The organism is Lactobacillus sp. UMNPBX4, from assembly GCF_002554115.1.
GTDB classification, from domain to species: Bacteria; Bacillota; Bacilli; order Lactobacillales; family Lactobacillaceae; genus Lactobacillus; species Lactobacillus gallinarum.
In genome coordinates this window covers 1-14,815 of the sequence record NZ_PCZF01000024.1, presented here as the reverse complement: position 1 = coordinate 14,815, position 14,815 = coordinate 1, and the positions used below count along the sequence as shown (strand labels likewise).

At 34.8% G+C, this 14,815-nt stretch carries 15 protein-coding genes, 1 pseudogene and 1 other annotated feature; of the genes and pseudogenes, 13 read left to right on the top strand and 3 right to left on the bottom strand.

Features of this window, described 5'->3' with window-relative positions; genetic code table 11:
* Positions 1-9: 9 nt before the first annotated feature.
* The 9 genes and pseudogenes from CP355_RS06020 (at position 10) to CP355_RS05980 (ending at position 7,786) form a co-directional block, all read left to right on the top strand.
* The gene (locus CP355_RS06020; RefSeq protein WP_098044106.1) at positions 10-666 is read left to right on the top strand and encodes a nicotinate-nucleotide adenylyltransferase; all 657 of its coding nucleotides are present in this window, start codon (positions 10-12) and stop codon (positions 664-666) included.
* Complete coding sequence (yqeK, locus tag CP355_RS06015) at positions 647-1,240, top strand: bis(5'-nucleosyl)-tetraphosphatase (symmetrical) YqeK (RefSeq protein ID WP_087176672.1); 594 nt, start codon at positions 647-649, stop codon at positions 1,238-1,240. Before CP355_RS06020 ends, yqeK begins: the two co-directional genes overlap by 20 nt.
* Before the next feature lie 20 nt (positions 1,241-1,260).
* On the top strand, positions 1,261-1,608 hold the full coding sequence (rsfS, locus tag CP355_RS06010; RefSeq protein ID WP_025005322.1) for a ribosome silencing factor: 348 nt from the start codon (positions 1,261-1,263) through the stop codon (positions 1,606-1,608).
* Between the two features lie 5 nt (positions 1,609-1,613).
* Positions 1,614-2,765, top strand: coding sequence for a nucleotidyltransferase (locus CP355_RS06005; RefSeq protein ID WP_098044105.1), 1,152 nt, complete (start codon positions 1,614-1,616; stop codon positions 2,763-2,765).
* Between the two features lies 1 nt (position 2,766).
* Positions 2,767-3,321 carry a DUF177 domain-containing protein gene (locus CP355_RS06000; protein WP_025005324.1) on the top strand — a complete coding sequence of 185 codons (555 nt, stop codon included), beginning with the start codon at positions 2,767-2,769 and terminating at the stop codon, positions 3,319-3,321.
* Positions 3,322-3,483: 162 nt separating this feature from the next.
* Positions 3,484-4,200, top strand: coding sequence for a response regulator transcription factor (locus tag CP355_RS05995; RefSeq protein ID WP_087176673.1), 717 nt, complete (start codon positions 3,484-3,486; stop codon positions 4,198-4,200).
* Positions 4,178-5,746, top strand: a complete 1,569-nt coding sequence (locus tag CP355_RS05990; RefSeq protein WP_098044104.1) for a HAMP domain-containing histidine kinase — start codon at positions 4,178-4,180, stop codon at positions 5,744-5,746. The genes CP355_RS05995 and CP355_RS05990 overlap by 23 nt, the downstream gene beginning before the upstream one ends.
* Before the next feature lie 459 nt (positions 5,747-6,205).
* Positions 6,206-6,415: pseudogene (locus CP355_RS05985) on the top strand (YSIRK-type signal peptide-containing protein); the annotation flags it as partial.
* A 102-nt stretch (positions 6,416-6,517) separates the two neighbouring features.
* On the top strand, positions 6,518-7,786 hold the full coding sequence (locus tag CP355_RS05980; protein ID WP_098044103.1) for an Ig-like domain-containing protein: 1,269 nt from the start codon (positions 6,518-6,520) through the stop codon (positions 7,784-7,786).
* Between the two features lie 101 nt (positions 7,787-7,887).
* Here the strand turns inward: CP355_RS05980 and CP355_RS05975 are convergent, their stop codons facing one another.
* From CP355_RS05975 to CP355_RS05965, 3 genes are read right to left on the bottom strand one after another with little or no spacing between them, the layout of a single operon-like run.
* Positions 7,888-8,376 carry a YbaK/EbsC family protein gene (locus CP355_RS05975; protein WP_098044102.1) on the bottom strand — a complete coding sequence of 163 codons (489 nt, stop codon included), beginning with the start codon at positions 8,374-8,376 and terminating at the stop codon, positions 7,888-7,890.
* Between the two features lie 49 nt (positions 8,377-8,425).
* Complete coding sequence (yidC, locus tag CP355_RS05970; protein WP_087176477.1) at positions 8,426-9,388, bottom strand: membrane protein insertase YidC; 963 nt, start codon at positions 9,386-9,388, stop codon at positions 8,426-8,428.
* A gap of 46 nt (positions 9,389-9,434) precedes the next feature.
* Complete coding sequence (locus CP355_RS05965; RefSeq protein ID WP_087236426.1) at positions 9,435-9,707, bottom strand: acylphosphatase; 273 nt, start codon at positions 9,705-9,707, stop codon at positions 9,435-9,437.
* Between the two features lie 98 nt (positions 9,708-9,805).
* Here CP355_RS05965 and CP355_RS05960 point away from each other — a divergent pair, with 98 nt between their 5' ends.
* The 4 genes from CP355_RS05960 to pheT all read left to right on the top strand — a co-directional run bounded on the left by CP355_RS05960 (position 9,806) and on the right by pheT (position 14,764).
* Positions 9,806-10,573: an RNA methyltransferase gene (locus CP355_RS05960; RefSeq protein ID WP_098044101.1), complete on the top strand. Its 768-nt coding sequence runs from the start codon at positions 9,806-9,808 to the stop codon at positions 10,571-10,573.
* Between the two features lie 88 nt (positions 10,574-10,661).
* Complete coding sequence (locus CP355_RS05955; protein WP_098044100.1) at positions 10,662-11,012, top strand: helix-turn-helix domain-containing protein; 351 nt, start codon at positions 10,662-10,664, stop codon at positions 11,010-11,012.
* A 38-nt stretch (positions 11,013-11,050) separates the two neighbouring features.
* Positions 11,051-11,258: a binding site (T-box leader), on the top strand.
* Between the two features lie 38 nt (positions 11,259-11,296).
* On the top strand, positions 11,297-12,346 hold the full coding sequence (gene pheS / locus CP355_RS05950; RefSeq protein ID WP_087176478.1) for a phenylalanine--tRNA ligase subunit alpha: 1,050 nt from the start codon (positions 11,297-11,299) through the stop codon (positions 12,344-12,346).
* Positions 12,347-12,349: 3 nt separating this feature from the next.
* Positions 12,350-14,764, top strand: coding sequence for a phenylalanine--tRNA ligase subunit beta (gene pheT / locus CP355_RS05945; RefSeq protein ID WP_087363275.1), 2,415 nt, complete (start codon positions 12,350-12,352; stop codon positions 14,762-14,764).
* The last annotated feature ends 51 nt before the right edge of the window (positions 14,765-14,815 follow it).

Sequence of the window (14,815 nt, the reverse complement as noted above, 5' to 3'; positions counted from 1 at the left end):
GGTTTGCGTATGGTTAATCCAAAATGTATTGAAAAAGAAGCACCAACTGTTGAAGAAAAAGCTGAATTAGAACAGGAAAAGGGCAGAGGCCGGCAAATTGGAATTATGGGTGGTACTTTTAATCCAGTCCATATTGCCCATTTGGTAGCTGCAGAACAAGCAATGACTAAATTGCGTTTAGATGAAGTTTGGTTTATTCCAGATAATATTCCGCCACATAAAAATGCACCGCTAACTTCAGCCCAAGATCGAGCAACTATGCTTGATTTAGCAACCAAGGATAATCCTAAATTTAGAGTGAAGCTGTTGGAGTTATTCCGCGGAGGTGTTTCATATACTGTAGATACAATGCGTTATCTAAAAGAAAAAGCACCTCAAAATAATTATTATTTAATCATGGGTAGCGATCAGGTAAACAGTTTCCATACTTGGAAAGAAGCATCTACTTTAGCTAAGTTAGTTACCTTGGTTGGTATTCGTCGCCCAGGTTATCCGCAAGATCCGCAGTATCCAATGATCTGGGTAGATGCACCCGATATTCGATTAAGCTCGACTGCTATTCGTCGTTCTGTAGCTACTGGAACTTCAATTAGATATTTAGTGCCTGAAGCAGTTAGAAAATATATTGTGGAAAAGGGGCTTTATCTTGACGAAACTAATTTTTAAAAAGACATATTCACCATTAACAAGCGCTGAAATTATTGCTAAGGAAAAGGCAAATATGGATGATAAAAGATTTCAGCATTGCGTTCGAGTTAGTGAGACTTCACGTAAATTAGCCAAATTGAATGGTTATGATGAAGATAAAGCAGCACTTGCAGGTTTTGTTCATGATTATGCAAAGCAAGTGCCTGTAGAAGAATATGTTAAAGTAATTAAAGAGCAAGATTTTGATCCAGATTTACTTAATTGGAATCGCGCTATTTGGCACGGAATCGTTGGAACATATTTTGTAGAACGTGATTTGAAAATTCGAGATCCTGAGATTTTGACTGCTATTCGCCGTCATACTACTGGGGATGTAGAAATGACCACCTTAGACAAAATTGTGTTTATGGCGGATTTTATCGAGCCTGGTCGTGATTTCCCAGGTGTTGACGAAGCTAGAAAAATAACCTATGCCAATTTAGATAAGGGAGTAGGTTACCAACTGGCTCATACTTTAAGTTTTTTAATTGAACAAAGAAATAAAGTTTATCCACGTACTTTAAAAGCTTATAACGTTTGGAGTACAAAATAGTTTTATAAAGGAGAAAAAATTTGACTAGTCAAGAAATTTTAGATTTTACAACTAAAGCAATTAGTGATCGTCATGGTGAAGATACCGAGGCTTATGATATGCGCGGTATTAGTATTTTAGCTGATTATTATGTAATTACCAGTGCTGGTTCTAATCGTCAACTTCATGCTATTGTTAACTCAATTGTAGAAGCAGCACATGAAAATGAATATAGTGACTACCGTATTGAAGGTACTAGAGATTCAAATTGGCTTTTGCTTGATTTAGGCGATGTAGTAGTTAATGTCTTTACCAAAGAAGCTCGTGAATTTTATAATCTTGAAAAATTATGGGCTAATGGTAAGCAAGTTGAATTAAAGGAAGATTAATAAAAATGAGCGTTGTCGGGATTATTGCAGAATTTAATCCTTTTCATAGTGGTCATGAATTCTTGCTAAATCAAGCACGGTTAATTGCTGGGAATGATCCAATTTTAGTTTTGATGTCTGGTAATTATGTGCAGCGTGGAGAAATGGCGATTATGAGTAAGTGGCAACGGGCTAAAGCGGCACTTCAATCAGGTGCAGATTTAGTCTTTGAGACGCCTTTTTCAACCGCTGTTGAACCAGCAGACTTATTTTCATTAGGCAATATTGAACAATTAGCTAAATTAGGCGTGACTGATCTTGTTTTCGGCGTTGAAGATGCTAACCTTAATTTTGCATATTTGGGCAGTAGAATTGCTGAAATCCCCCAGAATCATATGGATTTTAAGGATTACAGCCAGACTTATTCAACCCAGTATAATCAGATGGTAGCTCGTGAGGTAGGACATGAGGTTAATCAGCCTAATGCAATTTTGGGTTTGGCCTATGCAGTTGCAAATCATAATTTAGGTTCACCACTGAAGTTACATCCTGTTAACCGAATTGGAGCGGGACATGATGATCTTCTGCAAAGAAATGGCGTAGTCCAAAGCGCAAGTGCTATTAGAAATTTACTGCTCCATGGTGAGGATACGAGTAATTTAAAATACTGGATGCCTAAAGCCGAAGCAATTGAACTGAGCAAGCAACAAGTTTATCCTAATTGGAATTTATTGTATCCGTTTTTAAAATATCGGATCGAATCTTCTTCAATTGAGGATTTAAGACAAATTTATCAAATGAGTGAAGGCTTAGAGTATAAAATAAAACAAGAAATTCATTTATCTCGTGATTTCACAGAATTTTTACGTAGGATCAAGTCTAAACGATACACTTATTCTCGTTTGCGTAGATTAAGCCTTTATACGCTTTTAAATGTTACTCAAGATGATATGATTGCTAGTTTCAATCAAGAATCCTTAATGTTATTAGGATTTAGTAAAATTGGACGTCAATATTTGAAGAAGAATCGAAAAGATTTTCAAACTGAAATTATTTCTAAAGTAGATAAGCGAAGTGCTAAAAGCGGTTCACTTGCATTGCAAGTTAGAACAGATCGTTTATTTGAACAAATAATGGATGTTGATCAAAACTTTGGTCAACGACCAATTGAGGTGTAATATGTTAGAACTTAGTTTTTCTAGAATAAGAAATAGTTCTGAGCCGTTAACACATATTGAACGTGATGTAGAAATGCGACCAGAATTTTTCAAAAGAAGCAAGGATCTTTTAATTGATGCCAAAAACGTATATGTTTCTGGAGATTTGTTTTATCAAGAGCCTTTTGTAACTGGAAATTTTCATGTTACTGCTGATTTAGTGGTTCCATCAAGTCGAAGCTTGCAGCCTGTTAAATACCATGAAGATTTTACTTTTACAGAAAATTATCTTGATCGAAAACCAACTAAAGAAGAACTTGAAGATAATGATACAATTGTTAAAATTGAAAATGATGTAATTGATTTACAGACAGCAATTGAAGATAATATGTTACTTAATATTCCGACCACAATTTTAACTCCTGAAGAAAAGGAAAAGGATATCTATCCTGAAGGTAAAGGCTGGGAAGTAGTTTCTGAATCAGCATTTGAAGAAGGAAAGAAAAATCAAGTAAATCCTGCATTTGCCAAATTAAAGGTTTTATTTGATAATAATGAGAATAATAAGAAAAAGTAAGATTATCTAATTGACTAAGAACGATCAAAGAATTTTGGCTTTGATTGTTTTTTTATCTTGTTTTGAGGGCACTTTTAAAGTATCCTTTAATTATAAAGACATTTTTTAATATATTTGTTAGTATTTAGAGAACTAAATTGATCGATGAGGAATTGAATTAACATGGCAAAAATTCTAATTATTGAAGATGAAAAAAATTTAGCTCGTTTTGTGGAGTTGGAATTACAACACGAGAATTATGAAACTGTAGTAGAAAACAATGGTCGTAAGGGACTAGAAGATGCCCTTAATCAAGATTTTGATGCAATCCTGCTTGACTTAATGTTGCCGGACCTGAATGGATTAGAAATTGCTCGTCGTGTTCGTCAGGTGAAGACTACGCCTATTATTATGATGACCGCACGTGATTCTGTTATTGATCGCGTTTCAGGTTTGGATCATGGTGCAGATGATTATATTGTTAAGCCATTTGCAATTGAGGAACTTCTTGCTCGTTTACGTGCTGTTTTGCGCCGAGTAAAGATTGAAAAAGATGCTTCTAAGGTTACTGTAGCTAAGCAAAAGACTGTGAAATTTAAGAATTTAACAATTGAAACTGCTAATCGTATTGTTCACCGCGGAGATGGCAAGGCAATCGATTTAACTAAGCGCGAATACAACTTATTAATGACTTTAATTGAGAATAAGAATAACGTTGTTAGTCGTGATCAATTGCTAAATAAGATTTGGGGTCCAGAATCTAATATTGAAACTAACGTTGTAGAAGTTTATGTTCGTTACTTGCGTAATAAGATCGATGTTCCAGGACAACCATCTTACATTAAGACGGTTCGTGGTACCGGTTATATGGTAAGAGATGAAGATGATGACCAAGAATAAAAATGAAGAGACCAAGCATTCATCGTTAATTGTGCGATGGGTAAGTATCGTTGCTTTAACGATTACGGTCTCTTTTGTCATATTTTCAGTCGTTGTTTATCAAATTGTTAGTCAGCAATCATTAGATCAGCAGCAAGAGACATCGCGCAATGTAGTGACTACGCTAGATAGGACGTTAAGTTCAATTCCAGATGAATTGCAGATATCTAACGTAATACCATCTCTTTCTCCGGCTACTAGACGAATTCTAAAGGGTGGGCCAGCCATTAGCGATAAAAACACCACTAATAATGCGTTTAGCGATAATTTGATTGCTTCTATTTCTAATCCTGATATTAATGCGGCTGTTTATAATAAACATGGTGAAATTGTTTTTACTAATGGAAACGTGACACCAAAATTCAAACCGTTTAAAGAAGTAGAGAAAAATGAAATAATTAAACGCAATGGTCATCAAATTTTATTGACTTATCAAAAAGTTTATTCATCCGTAAACAATAAGTTGACAGGATATATTGTAGTTTCTAACAATATGACATATTACAATAGTTTGATGAAGAACTTATTGCGTTCAATGATTGTAATATCAATAATTGCGATTGTTGTGTTTGTAGTGACTTCATATATTTTGGTATTCAATGTTGTTAAGCCGATTAAACGGATGTCTAAAGTTGCTCAGGAAGTTAACGCGGATCCTAATAGTGGAGCACGAATTAAAGAATTAAATCGTGATGATGAATTAGAAGATTTGGCCACTTCGATTAATCAAATGTTGGATAGAATGCAGAGCTACATTGAACAGCAGAAGCAGTTTGTAGGGGATGTTTCGCATGAATTGCGCACACCTGTGGCTGTAATCGAAGGGCATTTGAATATGCTTGAACGTTGGGGTAAAGATGATCCACAGATTTTAGATGAATCAATTAAGGCCTCCTTGCAAGAAGCTGACCGGATGAAACATCTGATTCAAGAAATGCTTGATTTAACTAGGGCTGAACAAATTGATGTGCAATATCCACATGAAGTAACAAATGTTTATGATACAGTTAAGCGAGTAGTTGCAGATCTAGCCATGGTTCATCCTGATTTTGAAATTAGACTTGACGAGGATGATTTACCTCAAGGTACCGAAATTCAAATATATCACGGTCATTTAGAACAATTACTAGTGATTTTAATTGATAATGCGATTAAATATTCCACCGATCTTAAGCAAATTAATGTTTCTGCTGGGTTAACCAAAAAAGAAGTTAACATTATTGTTCAAGACTTTGGTGAAGGTATTTCTAAGGAAGATCAAAAGAAAATCTTTAATCGTTTTTACCGAGTGGATAAGGCAAGAACTCGTGAAAAGGGCGGCAATGGCTTAGGCTTGTCTATTGCCCATAAACTTGTAGACAGCTATCATGGTGAAATTAGTGTAGAGTCTGTTGAAGGACAGGGAAGTCAATTTAAGTTAACTTTCCCACTTCTTTCTAAAAAGAAGGCTGCTAAATTGAAGAAATTAAATGAAAATTCTGAATTGCCAAAGAGTAATTTGGAATAATGAAAAAATAGTAATTTAATTTTAAATAGTTAAAAGCATCAAGTTGATTTGAAAAACTTGATGCTTTTTGTATGCAAAAATATATTATTTGATTATTAAATAACAAAAATATTATTGAATAATAGAAATGATTAAAGGGATTGCTAAGATAGCGTACTCGCTAGTTTTAATGATATTGAATAAAACACTGGAATTATGGTGTTCTTAGCATAAACAGAATTAAGCAGAAATAACAAAACAATATTATATAATACGCGTACACAAAAGTCACAAGACAAGGCTAAGCTTTAAATGATATGTAAAAAGAGTAATTAGCGTGCGTTAAAAAAAGTACTAAAATGAATTTTGTAAAGATAAACGTTGTTATTGATTCAAAACTTGAGTATTTGGAGGTTAAATCATGTTGTCAAAAAATAATTTTGATGAAAAACTTAAGCAAATGAATAAAAAAGTGATAAGTTTTCGATTAGAAAGCTTACAATCGGTGCAGCTTCCGTTTTGATTGGAACAGTATTTTATTTAAATAATGGTGGTAATGTAGTGCAAGCTGCGGATGACGTTCCCAACCAACCCGCTACTCAAGTTGAAAAACAAAATATAAACCAAAAAACAGTAGGTAAGGTCTCAACAGATACTGCTACTTCAACTTTAAAGGCAGATAATACATAGCAAGATAATGTTGTTAAAGTTAATACTTCTGTTTCACCAGAAAGTGAAATAAATTCAAGCAAGATAGTTGTTAATAAAGATGCAAGAGAGAAAACTGCTAACTTGAATGAAGTTGGGCTTCAGGGGATAAAGGATAAAAGCAAAGAATCATTGCCTGCATCTGCATTAAAAACAAGTAAAGTTGAAAAGACTGATTCAAAACAGGTTAATGGTCAAGATGTATCTAATAAATTGGAAGATGTAAAGACAAATATCACTGATTCAAAAGGAAAAGCACTTGAAGATAATCAAAATGTTGAACCAGAAAATGGAGATATACTCAGAGCTAATTATTCTTTCAAACTTCCTAATGATTCTGTAAAAAGTGGTGACGGTTTTAAGATTCATTTTAGTGACAATCTGAATTTATATGGTACGACTGATCCTAATTTTATGAATAATCATGCTCATGAAGAAGGACGTAGTATACCAGATTTAATGGATCAAGATGGTGATATAATTGCTACTACTTCTAATAAGGTGACGGATAGAGATATTCTTTATACTTTTACTTCAAATATTGATGGTAAGGAAGATATATCTGCTTCGCTTTCTATTCCTGTATTTATCGATCCTAAAAATGTCCCTAATGATTCACAACAAGAGCTTGAGACAAACATTGGATCGAAAACTTATAGTAAAGATGTAAATGTAAAGTATCGTACATTTAATAATGATATTCAATCTGAAAATTCAAATCTAAATGGTGAAGCCTTTATAGATAAAGTTAATCTAGATAATAATACTTTTAGACATACTATTTATATTAATCCTCTAGGCAAAAATATTGGTGATGAAACGGTTACTATATCAAATTGCCCCAAGACAGATTCAGAAGTAAATTATAATAATCATGACACAAAGATTAAAATATATGAATTAAATAATCAGAATTCATTTCCAACTCAAAGTATGTATTTTGATCCGGACACTGCAAAGGATGTCACAGATGCCTTAGCAGGAAACATGCATTTTTATGGTAATAAACTATATTTAGAGTTACCAGGAAATGATCCATATGATAGTGGTAAATATAATGATAAAAAGTATGTTGTTCACAAGAAACATCAATCATGGAATAAGAATAGTGGGATACATGCTGAAAATAATCGCTGGACTAATAACTACGTACCACAAGGGGAAAGCTGGTCTAATGATTATAAACCATATGGTGAGAACAGCACGCAAAGCAAAGTGGTTAATGAATCAAGTCATAAAACATTACCTCAAACAGGAGAAAGACATAGTATTATGACTATTATGTTAGGTTCTTTACTTGCTGCAACTGGATTAATGGCTTTGTTCATAGATGATAAACGTAAGAAAAATTAAAGAATAAATCCTTAATAATGTAAAAGAGATTGAATATCTGCGTTATAAAAAAGTTAGATATATCAATCTCTTTTTAGTTTATAATCGTAATTTTTTTCTATCTAAAACGCTCTTTCTTCAACCAAATGCCCATAGCTACTCAAAATACGTGTTAAATCGATCCATTGCAGACTAATCGTTTTAGTATTGTCATTAGGGTGCACACCAACAAAATTATTTTCTTCCATCGCTTCTTGATCAATGACTAATGGAATTGTATTAGTCTGATCGTTTAAAAGGCTGAACGGAGATACTAAACCTCTTTTTACCTTTAATTTGTTCATTAATTCATCTTCATTAGCCATAGTTAAACTAGAAGTAAATAATTCTTTTTCTGCTTTCTTCCAATCTATTTTTTTATTTTCAGGAAGCATTATTAAAAAATATGATTTTTTATCTCGCGTTTTAATAAAAAGATTTTTACATTTAGCGAAAGTTCTATCTTTTAAATATTGGTCTGCTTCTTCACAGGTTGAGACCGCAGGATGAGTAAATGTCTGATAAGTAACATCATGCTTGTCTAATAAACTAAGTAATTCTTTGCTGTTCATAAAGTTTTTCCTTATTAAAAAAGCCAGGAAAAATCCTGACTCCATTTTATTATTTACGTTTTTGCTTACCCTTATTGCGGTTACGTAAGTCTTGGTGCAATTCCTTCTTTGCTTGACTAGTAGTGCTATTACCAGAATTAGTATCAAACAAATCGGCAACTTTTTCTTTAGTAACTACAATTTCAACCGGCTTATCCTTTAATTCATCAGCCACATGTTTCTTAACGCTAGGTGTAAGAATGAAGGTAACAATGATTTGTTGAATAATCATTACTAAGTTACCGGCTGCCCAGTATAATGCTAAAGCGCCTGAGAAGGATAAACTGAAGAATAAAGTCATAATTGGGTTGAAGATCATCATTGATTGCATGGTCTTCTTTTGTTCTTCAGGAATACCGATTAATGAAATGTATCCTTGAATTACCGTAAAGATAGTCGCAACAATCGCTAACACAACTGACTTTTGACTAAGTGAAATGCCAAAGAAAGTTGAGTGAGCCAATTGTGGTGAGTAGAATACCGCTTGATAAATTCCCCACATAATTGGCAACTGAATGATCAATGGCAAACAACCAATCCCGCCAGTTAATGACATTTCATTCTTAGAATAAAGTTCTCTTTGCCAACCTGACAAGGTCATTTGTTGTTGAGGAGTAATTCCTTTATGCTTCATTGCAGTTTGGATTAACTTCATTTGTGGTTGCAAACGAGCCATCTTTTCTTGTTGACGCACACTCTTGTTTTGTTGAACAAGCATTAAAGGCATTAAGATTAAACGAACAACGACGGTAATAATCACAATACCCCAACCTGCGCCGTTGTCACCACCGACCATATGAGCCGTGTGAATCATGATATTTTGTAATGGTCGGCCTAGCCATTGGTAAACCCAACCATAAATGCCACTATGAGGTGCAACATTAGGATTATTTGTAGCACCACAAGCACTTAATACAAGAGCAGTAACTACTAAAAGTGCTAAGACTCCCGTATATTTTTTGATTTTCTTCATTAAATAAATCACCACTTAGTTTCTATAGTAAATAAAATATGCATCTCTAATATAATACATGAAAATCATGCATTTGTTCCACATTTGGGATAGATTCTTGTGCAATATTTTCAATATGAGCGAATCCTGATGCAGATGGTAGTTTTTCAATAAAATGATCAATTTTATCGGGAGTACTTTGTAAGTAAATAGTAACAGTGCCATCCGAATTATTTTTAACAGTACCAGGGATGTTCATTTTATTTGCTAGTGCCATAGTGCTCCAGCGAAAGCCAACGCCTTGTACTAAACCAGAGACAGTTAATTTTCTTGTTTCCATAGTATTTTCCTTCTTAAAAATCAATTTCATTTTTAATTTTAACATGTTCCATGCTCATTATACTTTATAATAGAAAAGGATTAAAAAAGGAGAAACATATGCAACAAATTAGTTCAGTTAATAATGCAACGGTTAAAAAGTTAGCTAAGTTAAAGCAGAAGAAGTATCGAGATGAAGAAGGCCGCTACTTAATTGAAGGTTTTCATTTGTTTGATGAAGCCATTAAATCTGGTAAAAAGTATCAATATCTCTTGGGTACTGAAGAAGCTCTCGATAAGGCAGAGGAAGACTATGATGTCGATCTAAGTGGTAAGAATGTAATTTTGATCAATAAAGCGATTGCGCGTCATTTAAGCAGTACCAAGAATTCACAAGAAATTTTTATGGTACTAAAAATTGATCAACCTCGTGAATTTCCATTTAATTATGGTAAGTGGGTTTTACTTGATAATTTAGCAGACCCAGGTAATGTTGGAACAATCATTAGAACAGCTGATGCAGCTGGCTTTGATGGGGTGGTACTTTCTCCAGAAAGTGCAGATTTGTATAACCCTAAGACCCAGCGAGCAATGCAAGGCAGCCAATTCCACATTGATTTGATTAAGCGTGATTTGGCTGATGTCATCACTGATTTTCAAGATGCGGCAATTCCCGTTTATGCAAGTATGTTAGATAAGACTGCTAAGCAATTGCCTGATTTTGATAAAGTACCACAACTTGCTTTAATTATTGGTAATGAAGCTCATGGTGTTAGCTCTACGATTGCCAGCTTAAGCGATGAAAAATTGTATATTCCAATTAAAGGCAAGGCAGAATCTTTGAATGCGGCCGTAGCAGCAGGAATTATGATTTATCACTTTGCATAGTACTTGTATTTAGTAAGTGAATTTCATATAATAACTTATGGTCAGAGTAAAACAAAAATATAATATATGGTTATGGAGGAATTTACTTATGCAAGAAGTCAAAGAAAAAAAGGAGAGCGCTCCTTGTAAACCCGAAGACTACAAATTATGTGGTCATTTTATCAATGCTTTTCAAATAATTGGCAAAAAATGGAACGGCTTAATTATTAGTTCATTATGTGATACAGAAGATATGCGTTTTAAAGACTTGGCTCGCTGCATTGAGGCATGTTCAGATCGAGTTTTAGTAGAACGACTTAAAGAACTCGAAAAAGATGATATTGTTAAAAGAAGTGTTGATAAGGAGACAGGGATTATTTCCTATGGTTTAACTGAAAAAGGGGTAGAACTTAAACCAGTCTTTGATCAAGTACATAATTGGGCCGATAAATGGGCTTAAAGACTTGCAAGAACAAGCAAAAAGAAATATTATAATAGTTAATTACTGAGATCAAGACTAGTAACAGTTAATTATCTGAACAGAGAATCTTCTTTAATAAGCTGAAAGAGAAGATAGAATAGTTAATTGTGAATTTCATCTTGGGAGTAGAATCTAATCAATTCCGGTATTTCACCGTTAACGAAAACTTGAGTGTGGGCAGATAATGTCCAAACTAGGGTGGTACCGCGACGCTTCGTCCCTATTGAGGGACGGAGCTTTTTTGTTTTGAAAGGAAAGAATTAATGGACTTATTTGATAAGTTAAAAGAGCTTCATGAGCAAGGTCTTGAAGAAATCAAAAAGGCTACTGATGAACAGACTTTGAATAAAGTCAGAGTTGAATTAGTTGGACGTAAGGGTGAATTAACTAAGATTTTGCACTCTATGCGTGATGTTGCACCAGAAAACAGACGCGAAGTCGGACAAAAGGTTAATGAACTACGCGATTTATTTAACAAGCAATTAGATGCTACTAAGGCTGAAATCGTTAAAGCAGTTTTAGTAAAAAAGCTTGAAGATGAAAAAATTGATGTTACTTTGCCAGGTCGTGAAGGACATTTAGGTTCAAAGCACCCAATTAATGTTATTTTGGATGATTTGGAAAGTTACTTTATCGGTATGGGTTACAAGGTAGTACAAGGTCCTGAAATTGAAACTGATCACTACTGTTTTGAAATGATGAATTTGCCAAAGGATCACCCAGCACGTGATATGCAAGCTACTTTCTACATTGATAGTGAAGACTTGCTTAGAACCCAAACTTCAGGTGACCAAGCAAGAGTGTTAGAAAAGCATGATTTTTCTAAGAGTCCGCTTAAGATGGTTGGTCCTGGTAAGGTATACCGTCGTGATGATGATGATGCCACTCACTCACACCAATTCATGCAAATGGAAGGTTTAGTAGTAGATAAGAACGTTACAATGAGTGATTTAAAGGGTACTCTTGAAATGATTGCTAAGCATGTCTTCGGTCAAGATAGAGCTACTCGTCTTCGCCCAAGTTACTTTCCATTCACTGAACCATCAGTTGAAATGGACGTATCTTGCTTTAACTGTGATGGTAAGGGCTGTCCAATTTGTAAATACACTGGTTGGATCGAAGTATTAGGTGCTGGTATGGTTCACCCTAACGTATTAGAAAATGCTGGTATTGATTCAACTGTTTATGGTGGTTTTGCCTTTGGTTTAGGATTAGACCGTTTTGCAATTTTGAAGTACGGTATTGACGATATTCGTGATTTCTACACTAACGATGTTCGTTTCTTGAAGCAATTCCGCAAGGAGGAAAATTAATTTATGTTAGTTTCATACAATTGGTTACAAGATTTTCTTAATTTAGATCAAGATCCTCACGACTTAGCTGAAAAGATTACCCGTACTGGTGTTGAAATTGCTGACGTTAAGCATCCAGAAGAAGGACTTAAGAAGTTAGTTGTTGGTAAGGTCCTTGACTGTAAGGGTGTTGAGGGTACACACCTTCATTTAACACATGTTGACGTTGGCGAAGATGAACCACTTCAAATTGTTTGTGGTGCTCCTAATGTTGCTGCAGGTGAATTAGTAATTGTTGCTCTTCACGGTGCCCGTATTGCTGGCAATGAAAAGATCAAGAAGGGCAAGATTCGCGGCATGGAAAGTTACGGTATGATCTGTGGCTTGCAAGAAATTGGCTTCAGTGACAGCGTAGTACCAGAAGAATTTGTTGATGGAATCTATGTCTTCCCAGAAGATGCAGACGTTAAGCCAGGTCAAGATGTTTATGAAGCACTTGGAATGGATGACTACATTTTAGACTTCGATATTACGCCTAACCGTGCTGATACCTTAAGTATGGAAGGCTCAGCTTACGAGGTTGGTGCAATTGTTGATCAAAAGCCTAAGGTAGAAGATGTTTTCTTAAAAGAAGATGGTCCTGACTGGACTGATTCTCTTGATGTTAAGGTTGATGAAAAGTTAGCACCTAAGTTTTACTTACGTAAATTAACTGGCGTTAAGATTCAACCATCACCACTTTGGATGCAAAGACGTCTTTGGAATGCAGGCATTCGCCCAATTAACAATGTAGTTGATGTAACTAATTACATTATGCTTTTAACTGGTCAACCAATGCACGCCTATGATGCTAAGACTTTCTCAAATGGAAAATTAGAAGTTAGATTAGCTAACAAGGGTGAAAAGCTTACTTTATTAAATGAAAAAGAAGTAGATCTTGATTCTAATGATATCGTTATTACTGATGGTGAAAAGCCTGTAATGATGGCTGGTGTCATGGGTGGACTTAACTCAGAAATTACTGCTGAAACTACTGATGTAATTTTAGAATCCGCAATTTTTGATCCTACTTTGGTTAGAAAAGCTGCTCTTCGCCATGCAAACCGTACAGAAGCTTCTAGTCGTTATGAAAAGGGCGTTAACTGGGATGGAACTGAAAAGGCAATTAACATGGCTGCACTCTTGCTTAGAAATGATGCAGATGCAACTGTAGATGAAGGCATTATTAAGGCAACTGACACTAAACGTAAGCCAGTTGTAGTTAAAACTACTGTTTCATACATTAATCATGTTTTAGGTACTGAAATTTCTGCTAAAGATATGATTAAGATTTTTGATCGTTTAGGCTTCATGGTTGAGCACGATGGCGATAATATTGCAGTCCATGTTCCAAATAGAAGATGGGATATTGCTATTCCTGCCGATTTAGTTGAAGAAGTTGGTCGTATCTATGGTTACGATAATTTGAAGTCAACTCAACCACTTTTGGCTGAAACTCACGGTGGTTACTCAGAAAAAGAAGAAATGATGCGTCGCATGAAAGCTATTGTCGAAGGACAAGGCTTAATGGAAGCTATTTCTTACTCATTAACTTCACCAGAAAAGGCTGTTCGCTACACTAAGGATCCTAAGGATTTAGTTAAGGTTCAAATGCCACTTAACTCAAGTCGTTCTGCTATGCGTGAAAACTTGATGACTGGTTTAGTTGATGCAGCTAGCTACAACTTTGCTAGAAAGCAAACCCAATTGGCATTGTTTGAACAAGGCCGTGTTTATGATCATGATGGTGGAACATTTAATGAACATGAACATTTAGCTGCTTTATATTCAGGCAATACCTTTGCTGAAAACTGGCAACACTTAACCCAAAAAGTGGACTTCTACTTTGTAAAAGGTCAATTGACTAACCTATTTACTGCAATTGGCATTGATCTCGAAAAGGTAGTCTACAAGGCTGAAGGCATCAAAGGGATGCACCCAACTAGAACCGCTGCTATTTACATTGATAAGCAATATGTTGGTATGATCGGTATGATTGCTCATGCTGTAACCCTTGCTGACAAGGCTCTTCGTGGTTCAGAACTTTATGGTTATGAAATTAACCTAGATGTAATTATTCCTATGCTTACTAAGGGCATGACTGCTACTCCAGCTCCTAAGTTCCCAGCAATTGAACGTGACCTTTCATTGTTAGTCAATAAAGATGTAACTAACCAAGAAGTTGAAAATGTCATTAAGTCTAATGCTGGTAAGTATTTGACAGCTCTTAAAGTAATTGATGTTTACGAGGGTAGTCACATTGAAGTTGGCAAGAAGAGTATAGCTTACAGTTTAACTTTCTTGAATAGAAAGGATACTTTAACTGATAAGGTCGTAAATAATGCAATGGACAAGATCAGAGCAGGTCTTGAAAACGATCTTGATATTAAAGTACGCTAAGTGTATAATTTTTTACGGTAAGTTGAATAAATAATTAAAAAAGCCCAAGTC

What these genes read in the sequence shown, in the direction of transcription:
- CP355_RS06020 (WP_098044106.1), top strand. Translation starts at nt 10, where the DNA reads ATGGTTAATCCAAAATGTATTGAAAAAGAAGCACCAACTGTTGAAGAA.
- CP355_RS06005 (WP_098044105.1), top strand. Translation starts at nt 1,614, where the DNA reads ATGAGCGTTGTCGGGATTATTGCAGAATTTAATCCTTTTCATAGTGGT.
- CP355_RS06000 (WP_025005324.1), top strand. Translation starts at nt 2,767, where the DNA reads ATGTTAGAACTTAGTTTTTCTAGAATAAGAAATAGTTCTGAGCCGTTA.
- CP355_RS05995 (WP_087176673.1), top strand. Translation starts at nt 3,484, where the DNA reads ATGGCAAAAATTCTAATTATTGAAGATGAAAAAAATTTAGCTCGTTTT.
- CP355_RS05990 (WP_098044104.1), top strand. Translation starts at nt 4,178, where the DNA reads ATGAAGATGATGACCAAGAATAAAAATGAAGAGACCAAGCATTCATCG.
- CP355_RS05975 (WP_098044102.1), bottom strand. Translation starts at nt 8,376, where the DNA reads ATGAACAGCAAAGAATTACTTAGTTTATTAGACAAGCATGATGTTACT.
- yidC (WP_087176477.1), bottom strand. Translation starts at nt 9,388, where the DNA reads ATGAAGAAAATCAAAAAATATACGGGAGTCTTAGCACTTTTAGTAGTT.
- CP355_RS05965 (WP_087236426.1), bottom strand. Translation starts at nt 9,707, where the DNA reads ATGGAAACAAGAAAATTAACTGTCTCTGGTTTAGTACAAGGCGTTGGC.
- CP355_RS05960 (WP_098044101.1), top strand. Translation starts at nt 9,806, where the DNA reads ATGCAACAAATTAGTTCAGTTAATAATGCAACGGTTAAAAAGTTAGCT.
- CP355_RS05955 (WP_098044100.1), top strand. Translation starts at nt 10,662, where the DNA reads ATGCAAGAAGTCAAAGAAAAAAAGGAGAGCGCTCCTTGTAAACCCGAA.
- pheS (WP_087176478.1), top strand. Translation starts at nt 11,297, where the DNA reads ATGGACTTATTTGATAAGTTAAAAGAGCTTCATGAGCAAGGTCTTGAA.
- pheT (WP_087363275.1), top strand. Translation starts at nt 12,350, where the DNA reads ATGTTAGTTTCATACAATTGGTTACAAGATTTTCTTAATTTAGATCAA.